This window comes from Rhodococcus sp. S3, from assembly GCF_058211795.1.
On the sequence record NZ_CM177074.1, the window covers coordinates 1719609 to 1744494 of the forward strand.

The 24886-nt window shown below is 68.9% G+C and carries 24 protein-coding genes; 15 read left to right on the plus strand and 9 right to left on the minus strand.

What is annotated here, in order from left to right; translation table 11 throughout:
• Positions 1-207 precede the first annotated feature (207 nt).
• Genes AC0LPE_RS08030 through AC0LPE_RS08040 form a run of 3 tightly spaced genes read left to right on the plus strand, consistent with a single transcriptional unit; the run spans position 208 to position 3089 of the window.
• Complete coding sequence (locus AC0LPE_RS08030) at positions 208-1335, plus strand: Re/Si-specific NAD(P)(+) transhydrogenase subunit alpha (protein WP_006552915.1); 1128 nt, start codon at positions 208-210, stop codon at positions 1333-1335.
• Positions 1336-1665, plus strand: coding sequence for an NAD(P) transhydrogenase subunit alpha part 2 (locus AC0LPE_RS08035; RefSeq protein WP_006552916.1), 330 nt, complete (start codon positions 1336-1338; stop codon positions 1663-1665).
• Entirely contained in the window at positions 1665-3089 is a 1425-nt protein-coding gene (locus tag AC0LPE_RS08040) for an NAD(P)(+) transhydrogenase (Re/Si-specific) subunit beta (protein ID WP_088898712.1), read from the plus strand. Before AC0LPE_RS08035 ends, AC0LPE_RS08040 begins: the two co-directional genes overlap by 1 nt.
• A gap of 85 nt (positions 3090-3174) precedes the next feature.
• On the opposite strand, the gene AC0LPE_RS08045 is transcribed toward AC0LPE_RS08040, so the two are convergent.
• The 3 genes from AC0LPE_RS08045 to pdhA are packed head-to-tail and all read right to left on the minus strand — an operon-like array spanning position 3175 to position 6575.
• Positions 3175-4488: a dihydrolipoamide acetyltransferase family protein gene (locus AC0LPE_RS08045; RefSeq protein WP_490606000.1), complete on the minus strand. Its 1314-nt coding sequence runs from the start codon at positions 4486-4488 to the stop codon at positions 3175-3177.
• Positions 4489-4497: 9 nt separating this feature from the next.
• Entirely contained in the window at positions 4498-5481 is a 984-nt protein-coding gene (locus AC0LPE_RS08050) for an alpha-ketoacid dehydrogenase subunit beta (protein WP_016693765.1), read from the minus strand.
• On the minus strand, positions 5478-6575 hold the full coding sequence (gene pdhA / locus AC0LPE_RS08055) for a pyruvate dehydrogenase (acetyl-transferring) E1 component subunit alpha (RefSeq protein WP_490606001.1): 1098 nt from the start codon (positions 6573-6575) through the stop codon (positions 5478-5480). Before pdhA ends, AC0LPE_RS08050 begins: the two co-directional genes overlap by 4 nt.
• A gap of 166 nt (positions 6576-6741) precedes the next feature.
• Here pdhA and AC0LPE_RS08060 point away from each other — a divergent pair, with 166 nt between their 5' ends.
• Complete coding sequence (locus AC0LPE_RS08060) at positions 6742-7230, plus strand: Lrp/AsnC family transcriptional regulator (protein ID WP_490606002.1); 489 nt, start codon at positions 6742-6744, stop codon at positions 7228-7230.
• 4 nt (positions 7231-7234) lie between these two features.
• Here AC0LPE_RS08060 and AC0LPE_RS08065 read toward each other — a convergent pair whose 3' ends face one another.
• On the minus strand, positions 7235-7708 hold the full coding sequence (locus AC0LPE_RS08065) for an acyl-CoA thioesterase (RefSeq protein ID WP_024103679.1): 474 nt from the start codon (positions 7706-7708) through the stop codon (positions 7235-7237).
• Positions 7709-7892: 184 nt separating this feature from the next.
• Between AC0LPE_RS08065 and AC0LPE_RS08070 the strand changes: the two genes are divergently transcribed.
• A complete protein-coding gene (locus AC0LPE_RS08070; protein WP_490606003.1) occupies positions 7893-8732 on the plus strand; it encodes a sulfurtransferase in 840 nt (279 codons plus the stop codon).
• 132 nt (positions 8733-8864) lie between these two features.
• Positions 8865-9716 (plus strand): DUF5995 family protein, encoded by an 852-nt coding sequence (locus AC0LPE_RS08075; RefSeq protein ID WP_160877180.1) that lies wholly within the window; start codon positions 8865-8867, stop codon positions 9714-9716.
• Positions 9717-9744: 28 nt separating this feature from the next.
• On the opposite strand, the gene AC0LPE_RS08080 is transcribed toward AC0LPE_RS08075, so the two are convergent.
• Positions 9745-10563 carry a shikimate 5-dehydrogenase gene (locus AC0LPE_RS08080; RefSeq protein ID WP_229567806.1) on the minus strand — a complete coding sequence of 273 codons (819 nt, stop codon included), beginning with the start codon at positions 10561-10563 and terminating at the stop codon, positions 9745-9747.
• 92 nt (positions 10564-10655) lie between these two features.
• Between AC0LPE_RS08080 and AC0LPE_RS08085 the strand changes: the two genes are divergently transcribed.
• A complete protein-coding gene (locus tag AC0LPE_RS08085) occupies positions 10656-11438 on the plus strand; it encodes an enoyl-CoA hydratase/isomerase family protein (protein ID WP_088899332.1) in 783 nt (260 codons plus the stop codon).
• A 62-nt stretch (positions 11439-11500) separates the two neighbouring features.
• On the opposite strand, the gene AC0LPE_RS08090 is transcribed toward AC0LPE_RS08085, so the two are convergent.
• Both AC0LPE_RS08090 and AC0LPE_RS08095 read right to left on the minus strand, forming a co-directional pair.
• Positions 11501-12172, minus strand: a complete 672-nt coding sequence (locus tag AC0LPE_RS08090) for an HNH endonuclease family protein (protein WP_160877210.1) — start codon at positions 12170-12172, stop codon at positions 11501-11503.
• 70 nt (positions 12173-12242) lie between these two features.
• A complete protein-coding gene (locus AC0LPE_RS08095; protein ID WP_160877182.1) occupies positions 12243-13166 on the minus strand; it encodes an alcohol dehydrogenase catalytic domain-containing protein in 924 nt (307 codons plus the stop codon).
• Between the two features lie 49 nt (positions 13167-13215).
• Between AC0LPE_RS08095 and AC0LPE_RS08100 the strand changes: the two genes are divergently transcribed.
• The 8 genes from AC0LPE_RS08100 to AC0LPE_RS08135 all read left to right on the plus strand — a co-directional run bounded on the left by AC0LPE_RS08100 (position 13216) and on the right by AC0LPE_RS08135 (position 23056).
• Complete coding sequence (locus tag AC0LPE_RS08100; protein ID WP_490606004.1) at positions 13216-16023, plus strand: DEAD/DEAH box helicase; 2808 nt, start codon at positions 13216-13218, stop codon at positions 16021-16023.
• Complete coding sequence (locus tag AC0LPE_RS08105) at positions 16024-16794, plus strand: SWIM zinc finger family protein (RefSeq protein WP_145691552.1); 771 nt, start codon at positions 16024-16026, stop codon at positions 16792-16794.
• 109 nt (positions 16795-16903) lie between these two features.
• The gene (locus tag AC0LPE_RS08110; protein ID WP_145691553.1) at positions 16904-17455 is read left to right on the plus strand and encodes a DUF1360 domain-containing protein; all 552 of its coding nucleotides are present in this window, start codon (positions 16904-16906) and stop codon (positions 17453-17455) included.
• A 163-nt stretch (positions 17456-17618) separates the two neighbouring features.
• Positions 17619-19151, plus strand: coding sequence for a CoA-acylating methylmalonate-semialdehyde dehydrogenase (locus AC0LPE_RS08115; RefSeq protein WP_490606005.1), 1533 nt, complete (start codon positions 17619-17621; stop codon positions 19149-19151).
• A gap of 11 nt (positions 19152-19162) precedes the next feature.
• Positions 19163-20317: an isobutyryl-CoA dehydrogenase gene (locus AC0LPE_RS08120; protein ID WP_088899327.1), complete on the plus strand. Its 1155-nt coding sequence runs from the start codon at positions 19163-19165 to the stop codon at positions 20315-20317.
• Positions 20314-21378 carry an enoyl-CoA hydratase/isomerase family protein gene (locus tag AC0LPE_RS08125; RefSeq protein WP_145691555.1) on the plus strand — a complete coding sequence of 355 codons (1065 nt, stop codon included), beginning with the start codon at positions 20314-20316 and terminating at the stop codon, positions 21376-21378. The genes AC0LPE_RS08120 and AC0LPE_RS08125 overlap by 4 nt, the downstream gene beginning before the upstream one ends.
• Positions 21375-22283 (plus strand): 3-hydroxyisobutyrate dehydrogenase, encoded by a 909-nt coding sequence (mmsB, locus tag AC0LPE_RS08130; protein WP_145691556.1) that lies wholly within the window; start codon positions 21375-21377, stop codon positions 22281-22283. Before AC0LPE_RS08125 ends, mmsB begins: the two co-directional genes overlap by 4 nt.
• Positions 22280-23056 carry an enoyl-CoA hydratase gene (locus AC0LPE_RS08135; RefSeq protein ID WP_006552563.1) on the plus strand — a complete coding sequence of 259 codons (777 nt, stop codon included), beginning with the start codon at positions 22280-22282 and terminating at the stop codon, positions 23054-23056. The genes mmsB and AC0LPE_RS08135 overlap by 4 nt, the downstream gene beginning before the upstream one ends.
• A 74-nt stretch (positions 23057-23130) precedes the next feature.
• Here the strand turns inward: AC0LPE_RS08135 and AC0LPE_RS08140 are convergent, their stop codons facing one another.
• Together AC0LPE_RS08140 and AC0LPE_RS08145 are read right to left on the minus strand one after the other, a co-directional pair.
• Complete coding sequence (locus AC0LPE_RS08140) at positions 23131-23658, minus strand: MarR family winged helix-turn-helix transcriptional regulator (protein ID WP_006552564.1); 528 nt, start codon at positions 23656-23658, stop codon at positions 23131-23133.
• 72 nt (positions 23659-23730) lie between these two features.
• The gene (locus tag AC0LPE_RS08145) at positions 23731-24879 is read right to left on the minus strand and encodes a sulfotransferase family protein (RefSeq protein ID WP_145691558.1); all 1149 of its coding nucleotides are present in this window, start codon (positions 24877-24879) and stop codon (positions 23731-23733) included.
• Positions 24880-24886 lie beyond the last annotated feature (7 nt).

The window sequence follows — 24886 nt, forward strand, 5'->3', positions numbered from 1 at the left end:
GTGAGGTGAGCTGCCTCACAAACTTGCGCCATCTTGCTGTTCGGACTCGATTCAGATGATCCGACCAGGTTGCGAGGTCACGGGAGGGCACGGTAGGTCTGCTTAAGCCTTTCAGTGCATGACAGGCCGTCACATGGCCTTCGATAACGCATCTTTCGCCGCCGATCGCGGCACGACGCGCACTTTCATCGACGCAGGAGTCAAGAATTGAGTACCGAAGGATCGAACACGGGGAGCGGAGCGCACCGCCGTCCGACCGTCGGCGTGGTTCGTGAGACGAACGACGGGGAACGGCGGGTCGCGCTCGTACCGAAGATCGTGCCCTCCTTGATCGGCAAGGGGCTCGACGTCGTCGTCGAGTCCGGTGCCGGCCAGGGCGCGCTCATTCCGGATGCGGCCTACAAGGAGGCCGGCGCAACCGTCGGCGACGCCTGGTCCGCCGACATCGTCGTCAAGGTCGCTCCGCCGAGCGACGCCGAGATCGCCCACCTGAAGTCCGGCCAGCGACTGATCGGCTTCCTCGCCCCGCGCAACGCCGACAACCAGATCGGTGCCCTGACGCAGGCCGGAGTCGAGGCGTACGCCGTCGAGGCCATTCCGCGTATCTCCCGCGCGCAGGTCATGGATGCCCTGTCGTCGCAGGCGAACGTCGCCGGATACAAGGCCGTGCTGGTCGCGGCGAGCGAATCCACCCGCTTCTTCCCGATGCTCACCACCGCCGCCGGCACCGTGAAGCCGGCGACCGTGCTGGTGCTCGGTGTGGGCGTCGCGGGTCTGCAGGCGCTGGCCACGGCGAAGCGTCTCGGTGGCCGCACCACCGGTTACGACGTGCGTCCCGAGGTCGCCGACCAGGTCCGGTCGGTCGGTGCCCAGTGGCTCGACCTCGGCATCGACGCCGCGGGTGAGGGCGGCTACGCACGCGAGCTCACCGAGGCCGAGCGGGCCCAGCAGCAGCAGGCGCTCGAAGACGCCATCAAGGGCTTCGACGTCGTCATCACCACCGCGCTCGTGCCGGGCCGCCCGGCGCCGCGCCTGGTGACCGCCGCCGCCGTCGAGGGGATGAAGCCGGGTTCGGTGATCGTCGACCTCGCCGGCGAGACCGGTGGCAACTGCGAACTCACCGAGCCCGGGCAGACCGTCGTCAAGCACGACGTCACCATCTGCTCGCCGCTCAACCTGCCCGCGACGATGCCGGAGCATGCCTCCGAGCTCTACTCGAAGAACGTGTACGCGCTGATCGAGCTCCTGCTCGACGAGTCCGGTGCCCTGGCCCCGGACTTCTCGGACGAGATCCTCGAAGCCGCCTGCGTGACGCGTTCGAAGGAGAACTCCTAGATGTACAACGAACTACTCGCGAACATCGCGATTCTGGTCCTGGCCGGATTCGTCGGTTTCGCCGTCATCTCCAAGGTGCCGAACACGCTGCACACGCCGCTGATGTCGGGCACCAACGCGATCCACGGCATCGTCGTGCTCGGCGCTCTCGTCGTGCTCGGTCATCTCCCCGGTGATGCCCACTGGGGCATCAAGATCATCCTGTTCGTCGCTCTGGTCTTCGGCACCCTGAACGTCGTCGGTGGCTTCGTCGTCACCGACCGCATGCTCGGGATGTTCAAGCAGCGCAAGGACTCCCCGGCTGCACAGAAGAAGGGGGCTGACGCCTGATGGGCTACCTCGTCTCGGTCCTGTACATCATCGCGTTCGCGATGTTCATCTACGGTCTGTCGGGTCTGACGGGCCCGAAGACCGCAGTCCGCGGCAACTACATCGCCGCCGTCGGTATGGTCATCGCGGTCGTCGCGGTGCTCATCGACATCCGTGAGACGGAGAACTGGGGTCTGATCATCGGCGGCCTGGCCGTCGGCATCATCCTCGGCGTCCCGCCGGCACTGAAGACCAAGATGACGGCCATGCCGCAGCTGGTCGCACTGTTCAACGGCGTCGGTGGTGGCACCGTCGCACTCATCGCGTGGGCCGAATATCTCGAGTCCATCAGCTTCACGACGCTGGACGACGACCCGACCGTGGTCATGATCGTCGGTTCGCTGTTCGCCGCGATCATCGGCTCGATCTCGTTCTGGGGTTCGCTCGTCGCCTTCGCGAAGCTGCAGGAACTGCTGAACAAGAACCTCGAGAAGAAGCTCGTCGCGTCGGCGAAGCTGTTCCAGCTGGCCAACATCGTGCTCGTCCTCGCGTCGATCGCCATCGCCGTCTACATCGGCATCAGCGCCGACGGTGAGCCGCTGGCCTCGTGGTGGATCCTGGCGCTGCTCGTCGCCGCCGGCCTGATGGGTCTGTTCGTCGTGCTGCCGATCGGTGGCGCCGACATGCCCGTCGTCATCTCGTTGCTCAACGCCCTGACGGGTCTGTCGGCCGCGGCCGCCGGTCTTGCGCTGAACAACCAGGCCATGATCGTCGCGGGCATGATCGTCGGTGCTTCGGGCACCATCCTGACCAACCTCATGGCCAAGGCCATGAACCGGTCGATCCCCGCGATCGTCTTCGGCGCCTTCGGTGGCGGCGAGGCGGCCGGCGGTGTGGCGTCGGCGTCGGGTGGCACGGTCAAGGCCACCTCGGCCTCGGACGCCGCCATCCAGATGGCGTACGCCAACCAGGTCATCGTCGTCCCCGGTTACGGTCTGGCCGTCGCCCAGGCGCAGCACGCCGTCAAGGAGATGGCCGCGCTGCTCGAGGACCGCGGTGTCGAGGTCAAGTACGCGATCCACCCGGTCGCCGGTCGTATGCCCGGCCACATGAACGTCCTGCTCGCCGAGGCCGACGTCGAGTACGACGCGATGAAGGAGATGGACGACATCAACGGCGAGTTCAACCGCACCGATGTCACCATCGTCATCGGCGCGAACGACGTCACCAACCCGGCTGCCCGCCTGGACTCGTCGAGCCCGATCTACGGCATGCCGATCCTCAACGTCGACCAGTCGAAGTCGGTCATCGTGCTCAAGCGCTCGATGAGCTCCGGTTACGCCGGTATCGACAACCCGCTGTTCACCGCCGACAACACGTCGATGCTGTTCGGTGACGCGAAGAAGATGGTCTCGGAGGTCACCGAGGAACTGAAGGCCCTGTAGGCCTTCCGGACCTGTCGCTGCTCCGTCACGGCGCCCACGCGGATCACCGCGTGGGCGCCGTCGGCGTCGGGGCGGCCGCGCTCACCTACTTGTCGGCGAGGAGCATGGGCACGGGATCGCCCAGGAACGCACCGATCGTCGCGAGTGCCCGTCCTGCCTGCTCCCCATCGACGAGCCGATGGTCGAACGACAGCGACAGCGTGACCACCTTCCGGATCGCGAGAGCACCGTCCACGACCCACGGGCGGTCGGAGATCGCGCCGACGGCGAGGATCGTCGACTCGCCGGGATTGAGGATCGGTGTTCCCCCGTCCACGCCGAACACTCCGACGTTCGTCACCGAGACCGTCGAACCCGTCAGCTCGGACGGCGTGGAGCGGCCCGTCCGCGCACGGTCGGCGACCTCGGCGATCGACCGGGCCAGGTGCGGCAACGACAGGCGCTGGGCCTCCCGGACCACGGGAACCTTCAGGCCGTCCGAGGTCGCGGTGGCGATCCCGAGATGCACGTCGTGGTGGAGCACGATCTCACCCGTGTCGTCGTCCCAGTGCGCGTTGAGCGACGGTTCGTCGGCGATCGCGTGCACCAGCGCGCGGGAGACGATGCTCAGCGCCGTCGGACGGACACCCTCGAAGGCCGGCGACGCGCGCAGGGTCGACACCAGATCGACGGTGGCGGTCGCGTCGCACGTGAGGAAGACACTGGCGTGCGGGGCGGTGAAGGCGCTGTGGGAGACGGCCTCGGCGGTCCGCTTGCGCACCCCTCCGACGGGTATACGCGTGATCCGCTCGGGGGACGGCTCAGGGGAGGGCGGGTGTGGTCGTCCGGCGGTGGGTTCTTCGCCGTGCCCGGCGGTGGGTTCTTCGCTGTGCCCGGCGGTCCGCCGCACGTCGTCGCGCGTGATCACACCGCCGCGTCCGGTGCCCGTCACCGTGTCCAGATCGACCTCGAGGAGGGCCGCGAGTTTGCGTGCGCCGGGCTTCGCGTCGGGTCGGGCGGGTGGGGTGTCGCGGTCCCGCCCGGCGTCCGGTGAGGCGCGGCGGGTGGCGCGCCTGCTCTGCGGGGCGTCGCCGGGTCCGTAGCCGACGAGCACCGACGGTCGGGACGGGCCGCTGCTGTCACCGGCCGGTTCGGCGGGCCCGTCCTCGGTGGCGATCCGCAGCAGGGGTGCCCCGACCGGCACCGTCTGCCCCGGTTCGACCAGCAGTTCCTCGACCGTGCCGGCATAGGGCGACGGCAGTTCCACCGTGGCCTTGGCAGTTTCGACCTCACCGATGACCTGGTTGAGTTCGACACGATCGCCGACCGCGACGACCCAGTGCACCCAGTCCGCTTCGGTGAGTCCCTCACCGAGATCGGGAAGACGGAATTCCTGTACTGCGCGTGTGGGATTGGTCATCGGTGCGCCTCACGCTGCGAGTGCGCGGTCGACCGCGTCGAGAATGCGATCCGGGTCGGGGCGGTGGTGGGATTCGAGTTTGGCCGGGGGGTAGGGGATGTCGAATCCGCCGACCCGCAGGACCGGTGCCTCGAGCTGATAGAAGCACCGCTCGGTCGTGCGGGCGGCGATCTCCGCGCCGATGCCGCAGAAGACCGGCGCCTCCTGCACGACGACGAGCCGGCCGGTCCGTCGCACCGACGCCTCGATCGTGTCGAAGTCGATGGGGGACAGCGACCTCAGATCGACGACCTCGAGCGAATGTCCTTCCGCCTCGGCGATCTCGGCTGCGCGCAGCGCGGTGCCGACCAGCGCACCGAAGGTCACGACCGTCGCGTCGGAACCGGAGCGGACGACCCGCGCGGACGTGAGCGGGAGGTCGGGTGCGGTGTCCGTGTCGACCTCACCGCGTTCCCAGTAGCGGTGCTTCGGCTCGAGGAAGATCACCGGGTCGTCGAGCGCGACGGCCTGCTGGATCATCCAGTACGCATCGGATGGAGTGCTCGGGCTCACGACCCGCAGACCCGCGGTGTGGGTGAAGTACACCTCCGGTGATTCCGAATGGTGTTCGACCGCACCGATGCCGCCACCGTAGGGGATCCGGACGGTCAACGGGGCCACCACGGCACCGGCGGTGCGGTAGTGGATCTTCGCGACCTGCGAGACGATCTGGTCGAAGGCCGGATAGACGAAACCGTCGAACTGGATCTCGCACACGGGCCGATAGCCGCGCAGCGCCATCCCGAAGGCCGTTCCCACGATCCCGGATTCGGCGAGCGGAGTGTCGATCACGCGACCCTCACCGAAATCCTTCTGCAAGGTGTCGGTGATGCGGAAGACACCACCGAGGGTGCCGACGTCCTCGCCCATGATGACGACCTTGGGGTCGTGTTCGAGTGCACGGCGGAGTCCGGCGTTGAGGGCGCCGCCGAGGGTCATCGTCGTGGTGGTCATCGTCGCGCCTCCTCCGTGGGTCCGAAACTCGCCAGATACTCGGCGTAGTCAGCACGTTCCTGTTCGACGAGCGGATGCTCGGTGGCGTAGACGTGGTCGAACAGGGCGTCGGGTTCGGGGTCGGGCATCCCGAGCGTGCCGCGTCGTAGCCGCATCGCGGCATCGTCGGCGGCCGACCGGACCTCGTCGAAGAAGTCCTCGTCCGCGTGCCCCTCGCGTTCGAGCAGTCGTCGCAGCCGATCGATGGGGTCGCGTGCCTTCCACTCCTCGATATCGGCGGGTGTGCGGTAGCGGGTGGGGTCGTCGGAGGTCGTGTGCGGGCCCATGCGGTAGGTGAGTGCCTCGATGAAGAACGGTCCGGCACCCTCGCGGGCATGCCGGACGGCGCGCCGGGTCACCGCCAGGACTGCGAGGACGTCGTTGCCGTCGACCTGCACGGCCGGCATCCCGAATCCGGCGGCGCGCCGGGCCAGAGGGACCGGGCTCTGCACATGGGTGGGCACGCTGATCGCCCAGTGGTTGTTCTGGCAGATGAACACCACGCCGACACCCCAGCTGACGGAGAAGACCATGGCCTCCGAGAGGTCGCCCTGGCTCGTGGCGCCGTCGCCGAAGTACACGACGGTGGCGATCTCGGCACCGTCGAGCTTCGCGCCCATCGCGTAACCGGTGGCGTGCAGGCCCTGGGCGCCGACGACGATCGCCGGGTTGGTGGTGCCGACCGTCTGCGGATCCCATCCGGACAGGCCGCACCCACGCCACAGGCGGGTCATGTCGGCGGGGTCGACGCCGCGGCACAATGCGACGGCGTGCTCGCGGTAGCTGGTGAAGACGTAGTCGTCGGGCGCGAGTGCCCGGGCGGAGCCGACCTGCGCGGCCTCCTGGCCCTGGAGCGGCGCCCAGAGGCCGAGCTCGCCCTGCCGTTGAAGGGCCGTGGCCTCCGCGTCGACGCGTCGCGCGACGACCATGTCGCGGTAGAGCCCGCGCAGTTCGTCGGGGCCGACGTCGGCGACGAGTGGGCCGTACTCGGTGTCGAGGACGCGTCGCCCGTCGGGCTGGATCAACTGGACCGGATAGGCGGTCGGTACAACCATCTGATCACCTCGTCGGTGCGGATCCGGCGTGCCCTCGTGAGGCCCGGCCGGATGATGTGTGCCGTACATCACATCATCCGGGCAAATCGCGCGTGCGCAATCGATCCGCCCCCGACCGTGCAGAAAGCACGGTTTCAGGGTGCGTACAGCTGGCAGACTGCGAAGAATGACCAGTCTGGATGCCACCGATGCGCGTCTGCTGCTCGAACTCGCGCGCACACCACGGGCCACGGGAGTGGAACTCGCGCAGCGTCTCGGGTTGTCCCGCAACACCGTCCAGGCGCGTCTCGCCCGATGGGAGGCCGAGGGCGTGCTCGCCTCGTTCGACCGGCGGGTGGATCCCGTCAGCCTGGGTTATCCGCTCGCCGCCTACGTGGCCACCCGGGTCGATCAGCACCGTCTCGACGAGGTCGTCGACGAACTCGCACAGATCCCCGAGGTCACCGAGGTCTACGGGCTGACCGGGCAGATCGACCTGTCGGTGAAGGTGGTCGCCCGTGACGCCGACGACCTCTATCGGCTCGCGGGCCGGATCCTGAAGATTCGCGGCGTCGAGCGCACGGACATGTCGCTGGTCATGCAGGACCTCGTCCCGCAGCGGACGGCTCCGCTGCTGGCCCGGGCGGCCGGGCGCAGCGGAGACGACGCGACGTAGGGCGTCAGCGGCCCGCGTTCGGCGTGGCCAGCTGGGCGGCGGCCTTGCGGATCTGATCGGGGATCGGGACGGGGCGGCGCGTCTGCGGATCGACGTAGACGTGGACGAACCGGCCGGTCGCCGCCGGGATCAGGGTGTCGTCGGCCTCCCGGAAGATTGCGAGCGAATAGGTGATCGACTGTGTGCCCAGACGTTCGACCGCCAGTCCGACCTGCAGGCGGTCGGGGAAGGACAATTCGGCGAGATAGCGGCAGGAGGTCTCGGCCACGACCCCGATCGCGTCGAGTTCGCGGATGTCGACACCGGTGGTGGAGATGAGCCACCCGTTGACCGCCGAGTCGAAGTACGAGTAGTACGTGACGTTGTTGACGTGGCCGTAATGGTCGTTGTCGGCCCAACGCGTCTGCATGGGCCACAACACCGGGAACTGCTCCGGCTCAGGCGGGGCGGCTGGGCTCGTCGGTTGGCGGTTGCTCACGTCTCGACGATAGTGCTCTCCGCACGTCAAATCAGACCAACCCCCACGCCAATCCCGAACCGAGACGCAAAACCCTCGAATCGGACGTGCACAGGGCGTGTCCGCTTGCCGGGGTCGTCCCGGCACGCACGGCGTGTCGCCCCAAAGCCGGAACGGCGTGTGCCGTTCGTGTCAGGATCGGATCATGTCCGATACTCCCGTTCTCCTCTCCACCGTCGAACTCGCCGAGATGATCGAGCAGGGCCGGTCGCCGGTGATACTCGACGTCCGCTGGGCGCTCGGTGACAGACACGGGCGGGACCGATTCCTCGAAGGACACATCAGCGGCGCGGTCTACGTCGACCTGGACGAGGATCTCGCCGATCCGCCCGCGCCCGAGCTCGGCCGTCATCCGCTGCCCGACATCGACCGTTTCCAGGCCATCGCACGCCGGTGGGGGATCGACGACGGTGCTCTCGTCGTCGCATACGACGACAGCGGCGATCTGGCCGCGGCCCGCGCGTGGTGGCTGTTGCGCTGGGCCGGTCACTCCGAGGTGCGGCTGCTCGACGGCGGACTGCAGGCGTGGATCGCCGGTGGGCACCCTCTCTCCGCAGGTCCGGGCGGCGAGAAGAAGCCCGGCAACGTGACGTTGAGCCCCGGCCACATGCCCACGATCGGTCCCGACGAGGCCGCGACCTACGCGTCCCACGGAGTTCTGCTCGATGCGCGCGCCCACGCGCGGTACCGCGGCGACGAGGAGCCGGTGGACCGCCGGGCGGGCCACATCCCCGGGGCGGTCAGCGCGCCGACCACCGAGAACCTCCGTCAGGACGGGTCGTTCCTGCCCGCGGATCAGATCGCATACCGCTTCTCGAAGCTGGGCGTGAAGCGCACCGACGTCGCCGTGTACTGCGGATCCGGAATCAATGCCGCACACGAGATCGCTGCACTGGAGATCGCGGGCATCGACGCCGCCCTGTATCCGGGTTCGTGGTCGCAGTGGTCGGCCGACCCGAAGCGGGAGGTCGCCACGGGCAGCTGAGCGGCGAGCCGCCGACCGATGCGTAGTTCTCGTCGACGATGCGCGAGATCGCCGACGAGAACTGCACGCCGGAGCCGGCCGCGAATGGGAAACCCGGAGTATCCCGGAGAAACGCCCGGTAAATTAACGCAAATGAAACATTTCGCCCGAGGCCGTACGACGCTCACGGTAGGTGCTGCAGTCCTGGCGACGCTGCTCGCCGCACCGACCGTCTCGGCCGCGCCGGTGCCGGCCGATACGGCACCGTCCCACTGCGTATCCGCCGCTCCCCAGGCCGAGATCGCCGCCCTGACCGATCCCGCGGGAATCGACACCTTCGACGACGCCCGCACCCGGATCGCCGAGCTGCGCGACCTCCTCACCCGCAGCGACGACTACCGCGGCACGTTCGTCCTCGCCTTCGACGAGATCCTCGAACTCACCGGCCCGACCCTCGACTCCGGGATCTATGACGATCCGGAATGGGCGTCCGCGCTCGCCGTCGAAGTGGTGCGTCTCTACCTGGCGAATCTGCACGAGTACGTGGCCGGCGGGTCGCCGGCGCCGCACTGGGCGGAAGCGCTCGCGCTCACCGAACAGTGCGACCGCAGCCCCGGTCGCGTGTTGCTCGGCGCGATCGTCGCCCACCTGGTGGTCGACTTCCCGGAAGCGCTCGTGACCATCGGATCGACGCCCGAGCACACCCGCGACTTCTACACCTTCGGTGAAGCGCTCGTCGATGCTGCGCCCGTGATCGCCGAGGAGTTCGAGGCGGTCTACAGCGTCGACCTCGGACCGTTCTTCACCGGCTGGTTCGTCGGCGACCTGGTGGGGGACACCGAGACCACCACGTTCATGTTCCAGTCGGCACGAACGGCCGCGTGGGTCAACAACTTCGGTCTGCAGAACCCCGCCACGCACGACATCACCCGCCTCGAGATGAACGTCGCGGTCGACGCCGCCACCGTGGTGCTCGACGGTCTCGAGCAGGGCGGAATCGTCTGACGGCGGAGTCGTCCTCGGTTCCTGCCGTTCAGGAACGGGAGTACTCCGACGCGCGGCGCACCTGCTCGCGCGTCGGGGTCACCCCCGTGTAGAGCTCGAACTGCAGGGCCGCCTGCAGCGCGATGACCTCGTCGCCCGTGATCACCGGGATGTCGTGCTCGCGGGCGAAGCGGACGAGCGGGGTGTCCGGCGGGACGGCCACGACGTCGAAGACGGTCGACGCTGCGGCGACGAAGTCGTGGGGGAGCGGCAGGTCGCCCGATTCGGCGCCGCCCGTCATCCCGATCGGAGTGGCGTTGACGATCAGCCCGGGCGCGACGTCGCTCGTGTCGGCGCGCCATTCGTAGCCGTACTTGCGCGCGAGCGGCCGTCCGGTGTCCTCGTTGCGCGCGACGATCGTTCCGTCGGTGAATCCGTTGTGGCGCAGCGCCGCTGTCACTGCCTTCGCCATGCCGCCGCTGCCCACCACCGTGACGGGCAGGGTGGAGTCGACGCCGTGCTCGACGAGCAGATCGCTCACCGCCTGGTAGTCGGTGTTGTAGGCGTGCAGGACGCCGTCGTCGTTGACGATCGTGTTCACGGACTCGATGGCCCGCGCCGAATCGTGCAGTACGTCGACGAGGGGCAGTACGGCTTCCTTGAACGGCATCGACACCCCGGCGCCGCGGATGCCCAGGCCGCGTATCCCCGCCACGGCGTCCTCGATGTTCGCGGGCGCGAACGCCTTGTAGACGAAGTCGAGGCCGAGTTCCTCGTAGAGATAGTTGTGGAACCGGGTGCCGATGTTGCTGGGACGGCCGGACATCGAGATGCACAGCCGGGTGTCCTTGGAGATGCGCTCGAGCATTTCCTCACCGTAGACCCGACGCATGCGGAAACATCGATGTTCTCGGACGAGCATGCTGTTCTCACTGGAAAGAATGATATACTGTCCGATGCATGGGAGACGATCTGGGTGCAGGTGGACTGAGATTCGAACGGGAAGGCGCGATCGGCTGGTGCATCATCGACCGGCCCGCAGCACGCAACGCGTTCACCCCGGCGATGTACTACGGGCTCAAACGTGCGGTGCGACTGGTCAATTCCGATCCCGACCTCGCCGCCCTCGTCATCACCGGTGTCGACGACGTCTTCGCGCCCGGCGGTGACCTCGGCGGTCGCGCCGAACCCGGCGACGATCTGCCCGAGGGCCTCTCGGGAGTGGACGTCGTCCCGTTCCTGACCATCCGCGACAGTCGCGCCCCCGTCATCTCCGCCGTCAACGGCATCTGCCAGGCGGGGGGACTGCTGGTCGCGATGATGTCCGACATCGCCGTCGCCAGCGAGCGCGCGACCTTCCGTGTCCCCGAACTCCTCCGGGGCATCCCCGACGCGACCTTCGCCGCCGCGCTGCCCGCGCACGTCGGTCTCGCCGTCGCCCGCGACCTGCTGTTGTCGGCGCGGGTCTTCGACGCCCACGAGGCGCAGCGCCTGGGTGTCATCTCCCGCGTCGTCCCGCACGAGCAACTGCGCGAGGCCGCACTCGAGGCCGCGCGGCAGGTCCTGCGCACCGCACCCATCGCGCGCGCCCAGGTCAAGCGCATGCTCAACGAGCGCTACGGACAGTTCGACTACCAGACGATGTTCGGTGCCCTCGAGACCTCACCCGAACCCCGCGAAGGGATGCGGGCGTTCATGGAGAAACGCGAACCCGACTGGATCCCGCGCAACCTTCCCGCCTGAGCGGTGGCACGGGCACGGCTCCGCCGCGCAGGTGTCACGGGCACGGCTCCGCCGCGACGGTGTCACGGGCACGACTCCGCCGCGCTCACCAGGGCGCGGTGGTCGTCGACCGTGATCGGCAACGCGTAACGCACCGCGACGGTCAGGTACCGGCCGGCGAACCAGCAGCGGTAACCGGCGGCCGGTGGCAGCCACTGGGCCGGCGTGCCGTCGCGCTTGTCGAGGTTGGCCTGCCCGTCGACAGCGACGAGGTTGTAGGTGATGTCGTTCGCGAACCGGAGTCGACGTTCGGCGGGCCATGCTGCGGCACCGAGATCCCAGGCCGCAGCGAGCGGATAGATGTGATCGATGTGCACGGCGATCGCCTCGGCACGCCGGAACTCCACGCGCGCCCCGGTGTACGGATCGTTCAGGACCCCACTCGTCACGACACAGTCGTCGCTACCGGCCCGGAAGGTGGGGGAGGTGAGGTCGCGCGCGAGGACGTTGTTGCGGGTGTCGCAGCCGTCGTGCCCACCGGCACCGGGGTGATCGTCGGACCAGGCCGGGCCGAACACGCATCGCTCGCCCGGGCCGCAGCCCCGCTGATAGCCGGGCACCCGTCGGCGCTGCTCGACCACCGTCACCTGCTCGAGCAGAGCATGCACCTCGGCTCGGGTGGGGCTGCCCGGCACCGTCCCGGACTCCGGCGCGGTGCGGTCCCACAGCCAGGACACCGCCACCGCGATCACCACTGCCGCCACCCACCACGTCGCGTTCCCCCCACGCACGCGGCGATCCTGGCATGCCCTGCCGACAGGATCTTCAGGGCACGGTGACGACGATCTTCCCGCCGGCGTGCCCGGACTCGACAAGTTCCAGCGCGGCCCCGGCCTCGGCGAGCGGGAAGGTCCGCTCGATGCGCGGCGTGAGGGCACCACGCTCGACGAACGCCGCGACCCGCTCGAACACCTCCCGGGTCCGTCGCCGCGTGATTCCCGAACCGCCCAGCGTCGCCGCGCGGGCCGGATCGGCGACACTCACGACCCGTTCCGGCGCCCGCGTCAGCGCGACCGCCCGCTCGAGTACGTCGCCGCCGACGAGGTCGACGACCGCGGTCACCGCCCCGCACCGCTCCGCGGTGGCCGCGACCCGCGCGTCGAACCCGTCGCCGGACTCGATCCACAGACCGCCGCACGACTCGACGAGATCCCGTTTCCCCGCACTCGCCACGCCGAGCACGGCGGCACCGGCGTTGTGCGCGAGCTGCGTCACCGCCGACCCGACGCCCCCACCGGCACCCAGGACGAGGACGGTGTCCGCATCGACGATCTCGAGGTGCTCGACGATGTCGAAGGCCGTTCCGGCCGCGACCGGGAGGGTTGCCGCCACCTCGAACGGCACCGACTCGGGCACGAGCGCGGCAGCCCGCGCGTCGACGAGGGTGTACTCGGCGTAGCCGCCGTAGCCCTCCGCGGTGGCCCCGAAGACGGCATCGCCCGGCCGGAAGCCGGTGTCCGGACCGGCGGCCTCCACCACACCCGCGACCTCCCGTCCGAGCACCGCCGGGAAGTGCACCGTGACGCTGCCTGTGCGCCGTCCGGACCGCACCTTCCAGTCGGCGGGATTCACGCCCGCGGCCCGGACCGCCACGAGGAGCTGCCCCGGACCGGGCGAGGGGACGGGGGTGTCGAACAGCTGCTGTGTCTCCGGACCGCCGTACTCCGCGAAGCCGTATGCGCGTGCCATGGGACCCAGCCTGCCATCGGGGTCGGGTGCGGCTGGCACGATAGTGGGCATGTTGCACGGGCTGTGGTCACCGGGATCCGGCCTGATGCTGTGGTGGGACCCCGCCGCAGAGCCCGATCCCGACGCGCTGCCGTCTGCGCTGCGCCGGTGGATCGACCGCCCGTTCCGCCATCGCGTCACCCTCACTCTCCCCACGGAGACCGAGCCGAGCACGCTGCCCGCCGTCGCGGTCGCGCCGTCGGATGCAGCCGAGCTCCTGCTGGACATGCCGCGCCGTCCCGGGGGTGTCGGTGGCGACCTGCGGTATCTCGCGCACGTCGCCCGCGGCATCGAGAGGTGGGCGCAGGCCGGCCGCGTCGCACCGGAGCTCGTGCGTGTCGAGAAGCAGTGGTGGGCGCGGTGGCGTCTGCTCGGTGGCGAGAAGACGCGGGCCTGGTCCGCCGAACTGGCGGCCGCGATGTCTCCGGCGCAGCGACAGCTCGGTCGACCGGTCGATCTCCTCGACGATCTGTGCCGCGAACTGACCGACCCGATCGTGCGCACCCTGCACGGCTCGTCGACCTCGCTGCACCCGCTCGTCGCCGCACTGGCCGAGGGGAGTCCCCATCCCCGCGGCACCCAGCGCATGGCCGATGCGCTCGAGGAATGGCGTGCCAGCCTCGCCGGATACGAACCCGACCTCGTGTTGCGCCTCGTCGAGCCGGACGATGCCGACGACGGGGTCGGAGCCGACTCCATCTGGCGGCTCGAGGTGTGCCTGCGACCGGAGGGCCAGTCCCCGACGCCGCTGCCCGTCGAGGACACCGACCCGCACCTGCTCCAGATCGGCGTGCGCAAGCTCGGGATCGCACTCCAGGCCTATCCCCGCCTGCAGGACGTGCCCCGCGATCCCGACAGTCTCGACCTGCTGCTGCCCACCCCGGTCGTCGTCGACCTCGTCGAACACGGCGCCCGGGAGCTCGACGCCGCGGGCATCGCGGTGCTGCTGCCGCGCGCCTGGACCCGGGTCGATCCGTCGCTGCGTCTGCAGGTCGAGTCGCCCGTCGCCCCTGTGAGCGCCGACGACAGCGTGGTCGGGATGAGCGCGATCGTCTCGTACGAATGGCAGCTCGCCGTCGGCGACATGCTGCTCACACTCTCGGAGATGGAAGAGCTCGTCGCGGCCAACAGTGACCTGGTCAAGCTGCGCGGCAAGTGGGTGCGGGCCGATGCCGAGGCACTGGCCCGCGCGGCCCGGTACGTCACGGCGCATTCCGCCGAGGATGCGACCCTCGGGTCGTTGTTCGCCCAGTTCACCGGCGACGATGCTCCGCCCGCGGAGGTCACCGAGATCTCCGCTTCCGGCTGGGTCGAGATGCTGCTCGACGGTCAGGCGCACCCCGAGTCGGTCCCCGTGCCGGCGGGACTGAACGCCGAACTGCGTCCCTACCAGCAGCGCGGCCTCGACTGGCTCGCGTTCATGAGCCGGCTCGGTCTCGGTGCCGTGCTCGCCGACGACATGGGCCTGGGCAAGACCATCCAGGTCCTCGCGTTGCTCGCCCACGAACGCGAGTCGAACCTGCGGAAGGCACCGACACTGCTCGTCTGCCCGATGTCGGTGGTGGGCAACTGGCAGCGCGAGGCCGAACGGTTCGTGCCCGACCTGCGGGTGCACGTCCACCACGGCGCCCAGCGGCTGAGCGGACCGGCACTCGCCGCCGCTGCCGCCGACCATGATCTCGTGGTGACGACCTACGCCATCGCCGCCCGCGACGTCGCGCAGCTCGCGACGCTGACCTGGCAACGCGTGGTCCTCGACGAGGCCCAGCACGTGAAGAACACCGCGACGGCGCAGTCCCGCGCCACGCGCGCCGTGCCCGCGGCGCACCGGATCGCACTCACCGGCACCCCGGTGGAGAACCGGCTCGAGGAGCTGCGCGCGATCCTGGACTTCGCGAATCCGTCCCTGCTCGGCAGCGCGGCGTCCTTCCGTGCCCGGTTCGCGGTGCCGATCGAGCGCGATCACGACGCCGTCGCCGCGGCGCGGTTGCGGGCGCTGTCCGCACCGTTCGTGATGCGCCGCGTCAAGACCGATCCCGACGTGATCTCCGATCTGCCCGAGAAGTTCGAGCAGACCGTGCGCGCCAACCTCACGGCCGAGCAGGCCGCCCTGTACCGGGCCGTCGTGGACGACATGATGCGCCGGATCCGCGACAAGGAGGGCATGGCCCGCAAGGGTGCGGTGCTCGCGGCGCTGACCCGGCTCAAGCAGGTGTGCAATCATCCGGCGCACTATCTGGGCGACGGCTCGCCCGTCCTGCGTCGCGGACGGCACCGCTCGGGCAAGCTCGGTCTGGTCGAGGACATCGTCGAGTCGGTGCTGGCCGACGGCGAGAAGGTGTTGCTGTTCACGCAGTTCCGCGAGTTCGGTGAGCTCGTCGTCCCCTATCTCGAGGAGCGGTTCGCGACGACGGTGCCCTTCCTGCACGGGGGAGTGTCCAAGGGGCGGCGCGACGCGATGGTCGACGGCTTCCAGGGAGAGGGCGGTCCTCCGATCATGGTGCTCTCGCTCAAGGCGGGCGGGACCGGACTGAACCTCACCGCTGCGAACCACGTCGTGCATCTCGACCGGTGGTGGAATCCGGCGGTGGAGAACCAGGCCACCGACCGCGCGTTCCGGATCGGGCAGCGCCGCGACGTCCAGGTCCGCAAGCTCGTCTGTGTGGGGACGGTGGAGGAGCGTATCGACGAGATGCTCACCGGCAAACAGGAACTGGCCGAGATCGTGGTCGGGGCGGGGGAGAACTGGATCACCGAGTTGTCCACCGACCAGCTGCACTCCCTGCTCACCCTCGGCGACGACGCGGTGGGGGACTAGATGGCACGGGGCAACGTACGCCGCTACGGCACGGCCCGCCGGATCGACGGCGGCATCGAGGCGCGCACCAAGCGGGGCGCGATCGGCCGCAGCTGGTGGTCGAAGGAACTGATCTCGACGATGGAGGAGGTCGCCGAGAAGGGGCGACTGACGCGGGGCCGTGCCTACGCGCGCGCCGGGCAGGTGATCTCCATGCGACTCGAACCCGGAGTGGCGGTGGGAGATGTGCAGGGCAGTCAGCTCACCCCGTTCACCTCGGCGGTGCGGGTGCGCACGCTCGACGAGGAGGCGGTGGGCGAACTCGTCTCGCTCGTCCGCTCGTCGCCGGGCATGCTGGCGCGGCTCGCCGCGGGCATCCTTCCCGAGGAGCTGGGATCCTCCCTGCTGCCGCGACGCGCGGGCGAGCTCGACTTCGACTGCACGTGCCCCGACGACGGGTGGCCCTGCAAGCACGCCGCGGCCGTCGCCTACCTGCTTGCAGAACACGTCGACGACCAGCCGCTCGCGGTCCTGACCCTGCGCGGGGTGGACCTCGCGACGCTGATCGGCGGCGTCGACGATGCGGACGCCGACGACGACCCGGCCGCAGCGCAGGACTTCTACGGCGACGACACCGAGTTGCCCGAGCTGCCCACGGAACGGTTCCGCCCCGCACCCGAGGACCTCGACCCGATGCTGCTGCGCCGCGCGTTGCGGGCCGGTGGAACCGACGAAGCCGTGGTGATCCGCGGCATCACCGATCTCGAGGATCTCTACCGCCGCATGCGCTGACCGCGATCGGGCGCCGGTGGTTGTGCTGTCCGCCCTCGGGGTATGCCGCCCGATGAAGGTGACGGCTCCGGTCGCGCCACCGACAGCACATGCCACGAGTGGAGGATTCATGCGGACACCGGAAGCACCGTCGACAGCGCGAGAGAACGCAGAACGTGCGGTCCATGCGGTCCAGGACGAGGTCGACACCTATCGGAACGGAGAGGATCGACCCCTCGGCGGATATGCGGTGCTCATGTCCGTGTACGCCACCATCGTCGGCACGCTCGGCGCCGTCGCGGCCAAGCGAGGGCGGCCGATGCCGAGGCCCGATGCCGGCGATCTCGTCGTCACCGCGCTCGCGAGCCACAAGATCTCCCGCATCGTGAGCAAGGCGGCGGTGACCAGCCCGGTCCGGGCACCGTTCACCAAGTTCGACGGCCCCGGTGGTCCGGCCGAGGTGATGGAGCAGCCCCGCAAGTCGTCGCGGGTCCGTCACGCCGTCGGGGAACTGCTGGCGTGCCCCTTCTGCCTCGACCTGTGGACGGTGACGGCGCTGGTCTTCGGCCGTGTCTACGCTCCGAATCTCACGCGTCTGGTGGCGGGGTCGTTCGCGGCGTTGACCGGAGCGGACTTCCTGCACCTGGCGTACGCGAAGGCGCAGCAGCTCGCCGAGGGCTGATATCGACCCTTCGTGAGGGGTGCCGGCCGATCCGGTCCGGTGTGACGGTAGACATACGTGGACTTCCAACTATAGGATGAGCGAAGACTTCGGGCCTTCGCCCGTTCGCGCCGAAAATCGCACATCCCACGTCATCGCACACCAGTAAAGGACGGGATCGGACATGAGCGTTCGAGAATTGACCCACTTCGTCGGCGGACAGCACGTCGCCGGCACCTCCGGCCGCTTCGCCGACGTCTTCGCCCCCAACACCGGAGGGGTCCAGGCGCGCGTGCCGCTCGCGGCCGACTCCGAGGTCGACGCCGTCATTGCCAACGCCGCCGAGGCGCAGAAGGTGTGGGCGTCCTGGAATCCTCAGAAGCGCGTGCGCGTCCTCATGAAGTTCGTGTACCTCGTGCAGGAGAACATGGACGAGCTCGCCCACCTGCTGTCGAGCGAGCACGGCAAGACCGTCCCCGACGCGAAGGGCGACATCCAGCGTGGCCTCGAGGTGATCGAGGTCGCCATCGGAGCCCCGCACCTGCTCAAGGGTGAGTACACCGAGTCCGCGGGCGGCGGAATCGACGTCTACTCGATGCGTCAGCCCCTCGGCGTCGTCGCCGGCATCACCCCGTTCAACTTCCCGGCCATGATCCCGCTGTGGAAGGCCGGCCCGGCTCTCGCCGCCGGAAACGCGTTCGTGCTCAAGCCTTCCGAGCGCGATCCCTCCGTGCCGCTCCGCCTGGCCGAGCTCTTCCTCGAGGCCGGTCTGCCCGCCGGTGTGTTCAACGTCGTCAACGGCGACAAGAGCGCCGTCGACTACCTGCTCAACGACCCGCGCATCAAGGCGATCGGCTTCGTCGGCTCGACCCCCATCGCGCAGTACATCTACGAGACGGCCGCGAAGAACGGCAAGCGCGCGCAGTGCTTCGGTGGTGCGAAGAACCACGCGATCATCATGCCCGACGCCGACCTCGACCAGGTCGCGGACGCACTCGTCGGCGCCGCCTACGGCTCGGCCGGTGAGCGCTGCATGGCGCTGTCCGTCGCCGTCCCCGTCGGTGAGGAGACCGCGGACCGGCTCGTCGCCAAGCTCACCGAACGCATCGCCGAACTGCGTATCGGCACCAGCTTCGACGAGAAGGCCGACTTCGGTCCGCTCGTGACCGCCGCCGCCCGCGATCGCGTGCACGGTTACATCGCCCAGGGCGTCGAGGAAGGCGCGGAACTGGTCGTCGACGGCCGCGACTTCGTCCTCGAAGGACACGAGAACGGCTTCTTCTCCGGCGCCACCCTGTTCGACAAGGTCACCCCCGAGATGTCCATCTACAAGGAGGAGATCTTCGGCCCCGTGCTCACCGTGGTGCGTGCGCGCGACTACGAGGACGCCCTGCGCCTGCCGACCGAGCACGAGTACGGCAACGGCGTCGCGATCTTCACCCGCGACGGCGATACCGCCCGCGACTTTGCGGCCCGCGTCGAGGTCGGCATGGTCGGCATCAACGTTCCGATCCCCGTCCCGATCGCGTACTACACCTTCGGCGGCTGGAAGGCGTCGGGCTTCGGCGATCTCAACCAGCACGGCCCCGACGCCTTCCGCTTCTACACCAAGACCAAGACGGTCACGCAGCGCTGGCCGTCCGGTGTCAAGGAAGGCGACATCGAGGGTGCGCACGTGGCCGACACCGACCACTTCGTCATCCCGACGATGAACTAGGCGGTCCATCGATGTTCGTTCTCACCGACGACGACCGGGCGATCCGCGACACCGCCCGCGACTTCGCCACCGAATATCTGGCCCCGAACGCGGTCGAGTGGGACCAGAGCAAGCACTTCCCCGTGGACGTGCTGCGCAAGGCTGCCGAACTGGGCATGGGCGGGATCTACGTCCGCGAGGACGTGGGCGGATCGGGGCTGCGACGCCTCGACTCCGTCCGCATCTTCGAGGAACTCGCGAAGGGCTGCCCGTCCATCGCCGCGTACATCTCCATCCACAACATGGTCACGTGGATGATCGACAAGTTCGGCAACGACGATCAGCGCAAGCAGTGGATCCCGAAGCTGTGCACGATGGAGCATCTCGCGAGCTACTGCCTCACCGAGCCGGGCGCCGGATCCGACGCAGCGGCCCTGAGCACCAAGGCCGTTCGTGACGGCGACGAGTACGTGCTCACCGGGGTCAAGCAGTTCATCTCCGGAGCCGGCACGTCCGACGTCTACGTGGTCATGGCCCGCACCGGCGACACCGGCGCCCGCGGTATCTCGGCGTTCATCGTCCCGAAGGACACCCCCGGGCTGTCCTTCGGTGCCAACGAGAAGAAGATGGGCTGGAACGCGCAGCCCACCCGCCAGGTCATCCTCGACGGCGCCCGCGTGCCCGCCGAGAACCTCCTCGGCACCGAGGGCGGCGGCTTCCGGATCGCCATGCACGGTCTCAACGGCGGCCGCATCAACATCGCGGCGTGCTCGGTGGGTGGCGGCCAGACCGCCCTCGACCGGGCGGTCGCCTACCTCGCCGAGCGCAAGGCCTTCGGCGAGCGGCTGCTCGACTCGCAGGCGCTGCAGTTCCGCCTCGCCGACATGCGGATCGAACTCGAGGCCGCACGCACGATGCTGTGGCGTGCCGCCGACGCGCTCGACCGTGGCGCCGACGACGTCGTGGAGCTGTGCGCGATGGCCAAGCGCTTCGCCACCGACACCGGTTTCGAGGTCGCGAACGAGGCGCTGCAGTTGCACGGCGGATACGGTTACCTTGCCGAGTACGGGATCGAGAAGATCGTGCGCGACCTGCGCGTGCATCAGATCCTGGAAGGAACCAACGAGATCATGCGGGTGGTCGTCGCGCGGAGCGTGGTGGCCGCAGCGCAGAACGGAGCGGCATGACCGGGCAGGAACCCGAGATCCTCATCGACGTGAAGGACGGCATCGGCCGTATCACGCTCAACCGGCCCAAGGCCATCAACGCCCTCAACCACGCCATGGTCCTCGAGATGTCGAAGGCCCTGAGCGCGTGGGAGAACGACGATTCGGTGCGTGCCGTGCTGGTGCGCGGTGCCGGTGAGCGCGGTCTGTGCGCCGGCGGCGACATCGTCTCGATCTACCACGACGCCAAGGACGGCGGCACGGGATCGCAGGACTTCTGGCGCGACGAGTACATCCTCAACGCTGCCATCGGTCGCTACCCGAAGCCGTACATCGCGATCATGGACGGCATCGTCATGGGCGGCGGCGTCGGGATCTCGGCGCACGGCAACGTCCGGATCGTCACCGAACGCTCGAGCATCGCGATGCCCGAGACCGGGATCGGATTCGTTCCCGACGTCGGCGGCACCTACCTGCTCTCGCGCACGCCCGGCGAGATCGGCACGCACATCGCGCTGACCACCGGACGGATGAAGGCAGGCGACGCCATCGCTCTGGGCTTCGCCGACCACTACCTGCCGTCCGAGTCACTCGACAAGTTCGTCGCCGCACTCGAATCCGGCTCGCTCGAGGACGCGCTCGCCGAATACTCGCAGCCCGCACCGGAATCGGCGCTGCTCGCACAGCGCGAGTGGATCGACGCGGCGTACTCCGCCGACACCGTCGAGGAGATCGTCGAACGCCTCCAGGCCTCCGATGTTCCGGAGGCACGCGAGACCGCCGACCAGGTGCTCGCGAAATCGCCTGTCGCACTGAAGGTGACCCTGCGGTCGCTGCGTCACGCCCGGCAGCTCGGCAGCCTCGAAGAGGTGCTGAACGAGGAGTTCCGGGTCTCGACCGCCTCGCTGAAGTCGCACGACCTCGTCGAGGGCATCCGCGCACAGGTCGTCGACAAGGACCGCAACCCGCAGTGGTCGCCGGCGACCCTCGCCGATGTCACCGAGGCCGACGTCGACGCCTACTTCCAGCCGCTCGGCGATCTCGAACTCGGGCTCGCCGCTCCCAAGGAGAACGACCGATGAGTGAACTTCCCACCGTCGCCTTCCTCGGCCTCGGACACATGGGCGGGCCGATGGCCGCGAACCTCGTCCGCGCCGGGTACACCGTCACCGGGTACGACCCGGTTCCCGCTGCGCAGGAAGAGGCCACGAAGAACGGCATCACCGTCGCCGAGGCCGCGATCGATGCGGTGCGCGGTGCCCAGGTCGTGATCACCATGCTGCCCAACGGCAAGCTCGTCCTCGACCTGTACGACGAGATCCTGCCCGCGGCCGGGGCGAACACACTGTTCGTCGACAGCTCGACGATCGACGTCGCCGACGCCCGCGCGGCGGCGGAGAAGGCTCAGAAGGCCGGTCACCGTGCCGTCGACGCCCCGGTCTCCGGCGGTGTCGCCGGTGCCGCCGCAGGCACCCTCGCGTTCATGGTCGGCGGCAGCGAGGACGACTTCGCCACCGCGAAGCCGCTGCTCGAGGCCATGGGACGCAAGATCGTCCACTGCGGCGGGTCGGGCAACGGCCAGGCCGCGAAGATCTGCAACAACATGATCCTGGGCATCTCGATGATCGCCATCAGCGAGGCGTTCGTCCTCGGCGAGAAGCTGGGCCTCGACAACCAGGCACTGTTCGACGTCGCGTCCAACGCGTCCGGTCAGTGCTGGGCGCTGACGAGCAACTGCCCGGTGCCGGGCCCCGTCCCGACCACCCCCGCGAACAACGACTACCAGCCGGGCTTCGCGGCCGCGCTCATGGACAAGGATCTCGGACTGGCCGCGAACGCGGTGCGGGCCAACGGTGTCGAGGCCGAACTCGGACTGCGTGCAGCCGAGCTCTACCATCGTTTCAACACCGAGGGTGGTGGAGGACTCGACTTCTCCGCCATCATCACCGACATCCGAGACCGCTCGACCGCGAAGGACAGCCAGTGACCGATTTCGAGACCATCCTGCTCGACCGCAAGGGCCGCGTCGGCATCGTCACCCTCAACCGGCCGAAGGCGCTCAACGCCCTCAACAGCCAGTTGATGCGTGAGGTCGTCGCCGCCGTCGAGGAACTCGACGCGGACGACGAGATCGGTGCGATCCTGCTCACCGGCTCGGAGAAGGCGTTCGCCGCCGGTGCCGACATCAAGGAGATGGCTCCGAAGACCTTCGCCGAGGTCTACGCGGAAGACCTGTTCTCGCAGTGGGATCGGCTCTCGTCCGTCCGCAAGCCGATCGTCGCCGCGGTGTCGGGCTACGCGCTCGGCGGCGGCTGCGAGCTGGCGATGCTGTGCGACTTCATCATCGCGTCCGACACCGCCAAGTTCGGTCAGCCCGAGATCAAGCTCGGCGTCATCCCGGGCATCGGCGGATCGCAGCGCCTCACCCGCGCCGTGGGCAAGGCCAAGGCCATGGACATGTGCCTGACCGGCCGCAACATGGACGCCGAGGAGGCCGAGCGCGCCGGACTCGTCTCGCGCATCGTTCCTGCCGCCGAACTGTTCGACGTGGCACTCGAGACGGCGACGACCATCGCGTCGATGTCGCTGCCCGTCGCGATCATGGCGAAGGAGGCCGTCAACCGCTCCTTCGAGACGACGCTGGCCGAGGGCGTGAAGTTCGAGCGCCGCGTGTTCCATTCGACGTTCGCCACCGCCGACCAGAAGGAAGGCATGGCGGCCTTCGTCGAGAAGCGCGCGCCGGAGTTCAAGCACGCCTGATCCGCACCATCTGTACGACGAAGGGCCGCCCCGAACGGGGCGGCCCTTCTCGTTTCTCGGCCGTCTCTTGCGCCTCACCACTTGGAAGGCGCACCGCCGGTGTCGAAGTCGCCGGCGTCGTGCCGCATCGTCGCGATGATGCGCAGCAGTGTGTCGATGTGCTCCTCGGGGATACCCGGCCGGGCGAAGACCTCCGTGTTGAGCTTCTCGGTTGCCTGGATCGCCAATGCCCGTCCCTCGTCGGTGAGTTCGATGAGTGTGGCCCGTCGATCGCTCGGATGCGGGGTACGCCGGACCAGTCCGGCCTTCTCGAGGCGGTCGACGGCGTTGGTGACGCTGGTGGGGTGCACCTGCAGGCGCGCACTGGCCTTCGCCATCGGCAACGCCCCCGACCTGGTGAAATGCAGCAGCGTGAGGAGTTCGTAGCGGGCAAAGGTCAGGCCGAAGGGCTTGAGCACCTCCTCGACCCGCGCCATCATGATCTGCTGCGCCCGCATCACCGAGGTGACCGCGGCCATGCCGTCGGCGACTTCGCCCCAGCCGTGGGCGGTCCACTGGCGGTGGGCTTCGGCGATGGGGTCGAGGGGGAGTGGTGCGGGCATGCCTCCATCATCCCACGGACGAACGCGCGGGTAGCCAGGGCACACCGGTTTCCGGTGCCTTTCGTGCCGGGTTCAGCGGTACGCGTAGTCGCGGAAACGCTCGTCGACCTCGCCCACACTCAGCCCGAACTCCTCGAGTGTGTACCGGTGCGCGGGTTTCCTTGCCCCGCTGCGGCTTTCTTCGTGCAGGTCGGCCATCGCGCGTTCGGCTTCCGCGGTGAACGGCAGACCGAACCGGTCGTACAGACCGCCGACGGTGCCGAGCGGATCGGCGACGAAATCCCGGTAGTCCACGTCGACGAAACGGGCGGGATCGTGCCGGCGGCGCACCTCGGTGAAATGATCGAAACCCCGTGCCCAGAGGTCGAGCTGGCTGCGCCCGATCGTCTCGCCGACGAACGCTTCGGACCATCCTTCCGTGGCCTGCGCTGCGAGGCTGCACACCGACGGGATCACGGTGCGCGGATCGCGGTGGGTGACGACGACGAGCGCGTCCGGATACACCGCGAGCAGTTCGTCCAGTGCGAACAGGTGGCTGGGATTCTTGAGCACCCACCGCTTGTCGGCGTCCGGCAGCCCGATGAGCTGCAGGTTCCTCCGGTGCCGGGCGTAGGCCGCCGTCCAGTCCTGCTCCGCGAGCCACTGCGAGTAGGTGGGCAGGTGGGCCAGGCACTCGTAGGAGATCGAGCGGAACGACTGGCGCAGAAGCTGCCAGCATTCCTCGACCTCGGCGGCGGACATGTAGTGCACACCCATGAACTCGGGATGCTCGATGTGGTGCTGCGCGAACCCGGCCTCGATACCGGCGAAGACCGGGTTCTCCGCCCAGGTCTCGCGGGGCGGCCGGGGCTGCGGCATCTCGGTCAGCCACATCTCGAGTCCCTGATGGGCGGGATCCGCGGCGAGCAGACGGTGCAGTGCCGTCGTGCCGGTGCGGGGCAGGCCGGTGACGAAGATCGGCCGGGTGATCGGGACGTCGGCGTGCTCGGGATGGGCGGCCCAGGCCGATTCCGACAGCAACCGCGCCACGAGGGCGCCGCGCAGGAAGACCCGCGACATCTTGCTGCCGAGCGGGGTGAGCTTCTCGTCCCGCGCATACGATTCGAGCAGGATCCCGAGCCCGTCACGGTAGTCGTCGTCGCCGAAACCGGTCAGGCCCGTCAAACGGGTCGCGGAGGCGTGCAGGTCCTCGACGGTGCCGACGGTGGTGCGTTCGCTCATGTGCTGT

What these genes read in the sequence shown, in the direction of transcription:
- AC0LPE_RS08100 (WP_490606004.1), top strand. Translation starts at nt 13,216, where the DNA reads ATGTTGCACGGGCTGTGGTCACCGGGATCCGGCCTGATGCTGTGGTGG.
- AC0LPE_RS08060 (WP_490606002.1), top strand. Translation starts at nt 6,742, where the DNA reads ATGACCAGTCTGGATGCCACCGATGCGCGTCTGCTGCTCGAACTCGCG.
- AC0LPE_RS08080 (WP_229567806.1), bottom strand. Translation starts at nt 10,563, where the DNA reads ATGCTCGAGCGCATCTCCAAGGACACCCGGCTGTGCATCTCGATGTCC.
- AC0LPE_RS08145 (WP_145691558.1), bottom strand. Translation starts at nt 24,879, where the DNA reads ATGAGCGAACGCACCACCGTCGGCACCGTCGAGGACCTGCACGCCTCC.
- AC0LPE_RS08075 (WP_160877180.1), top strand. Translation starts at nt 8,865, where the DNA reads ATGAAACATTTCGCCCGAGGCCGTACGACGCTCACGGTAGGTGCTGCA.
- AC0LPE_RS08105 (WP_145691552.1), top strand. Translation starts at nt 16,024, where the DNA reads ATGGCACGGGGCAACGTACGCCGCTACGGCACGGCCCGCCGGATCGAC.
- AC0LPE_RS08140 (WP_006552564.1), bottom strand. Translation starts at nt 23,658, where the DNA reads ATGCCCGCACCACTCCCCCTCGACCCCATCGCCGAAGCCCACCGCCAG.
- AC0LPE_RS08070 (WP_490606003.1), top strand. Translation starts at nt 7,893, where the DNA reads ATGTCCGATACTCCCGTTCTCCTCTCCACCGTCGAACTCGCCGAGATG.
- AC0LPE_RS08115 (WP_490606005.1), top strand. Translation starts at nt 17,619, where the DNA reads ATGAGCGTTCGAGAATTGACCCACTTCGTCGGCGGACAGCACGTCGCC.
- AC0LPE_RS08085 (WP_088899332.1), top strand. Translation starts at nt 10,656, where the DNA reads ATGGGAGACGATCTGGGTGCAGGTGGACTGAGATTCGAACGGGAAGGC.
- AC0LPE_RS08125 (WP_145691555.1), top strand. Translation starts at nt 20,314, where the DNA reads ATGACCGGGCAGGAACCCGAGATCCTCATCGACGTGAAGGACGGCATC.
- AC0LPE_RS08120 (WP_088899327.1), top strand. Translation starts at nt 19,163, where the DNA reads ATGTTCGTTCTCACCGACGACGACCGGGCGATCCGCGACACCGCCCGC.
- AC0LPE_RS08035 (WP_006552916.1), top strand. Translation starts at nt 1,336, where the DNA reads ATGTACAACGAACTACTCGCGAACATCGCGATTCTGGTCCTGGCCGGA.
- mmsB (WP_145691556.1), top strand. Translation starts at nt 21,375, where the DNA reads ATGAGTGAACTTCCCACCGTCGCCTTCCTCGGCCTCGGACACATGGGC.
- AC0LPE_RS08095 (WP_160877182.1), bottom strand. Translation starts at nt 13,166, where the DNA reads ATGGCACGCGCATACGGCTTCGCGGAGTACGGCGGTCCGGAGACACAG.
- AC0LPE_RS08045 (WP_490606000.1), bottom strand. Translation starts at nt 4,488, where the DNA reads ATGACCAATCCCACACGCGCAGTACAGGAATTCCGTCTTCCCGATCTC.
- AC0LPE_RS08110 (WP_145691553.1), top strand. Translation starts at nt 16,904, where the DNA reads ATGCGGACACCGGAAGCACCGTCGACAGCGCGAGAGAACGCAGAACGT.
- AC0LPE_RS08040 (WP_088898712.1), top strand. Translation starts at nt 1,665, where the DNA reads ATGGGCTACCTCGTCTCGGTCCTGTACATCATCGCGTTCGCGATGTTC.
- AC0LPE_RS08050 (WP_016693765.1), bottom strand. Translation starts at nt 5,481, where the DNA reads ATGACCACCACGACGATGACCCTCGGCGGCGCCCTCAACGCCGGACTC.
- pdhA (WP_490606001.1), bottom strand. Translation starts at nt 6,575, where the DNA reads ATGGTTGTACCGACCGCCTATCCGGTCCAGTTGATCCAGCCCGACGGG.